General features: G+C 46.2%; 2 tRNA genes. Both read left to right on the top strand.

The window, feature by feature from the left end:
- The first annotated feature begins 101 nt into the window (after nucleotides 1-101).
- A tRNA-Gln gene (locus AN394_RS21385) sits at nucleotides 102-176 on the top strand.
- Between the two features lie 66 nt (nucleotides 177-242).
- Nucleotides 243-327, top strand: a tRNA-Leu gene (locus AN394_RS21380).

The following is a 327-nucleotide window of genomic DNA, read 5'->3' as shown; positions in this document are numbered from 1 at the left end:
GCGCTGGATTTAGGTTCCAGTAACTTCGGTTGTGAGAGTTCAAGTCTCTCCTTCCGCACCATGTTCTTGATAAGAACCAAAACTATCAATTTATTCTTTGTTGGGATATCGCCAAGCGGTAAGGCAGCAGGTTTTGATCCTGCCATTCCCAGGTTCAAATCCTGGTATCCCAGCCACTCTCTCTACCAAGAGAGTGAATAAGATAACTCACGCTAAGAGTTTAAATTAGCAAACCCTTTGATGCGGGAGTGGCGGAATTGGTAGACGCGCTGGATTTAGGTTCCAGTAACTTCGGTTGTGAGAGTTCAAGTCTCTCCTTCCGCACCA

The organism is Pseudoalteromonas sp. P1-26, from assembly GCF_001401795.1.
Lineage (GTDB): Bacteria > Pseudomonadota > Gammaproteobacteria > Enterobacterales > Alteromonadaceae > Pseudoalteromonas.
Note: the sequence above shows the minus strand (reverse complement) of the source record. Positions and strands in the feature narration are given on the sequence as shown.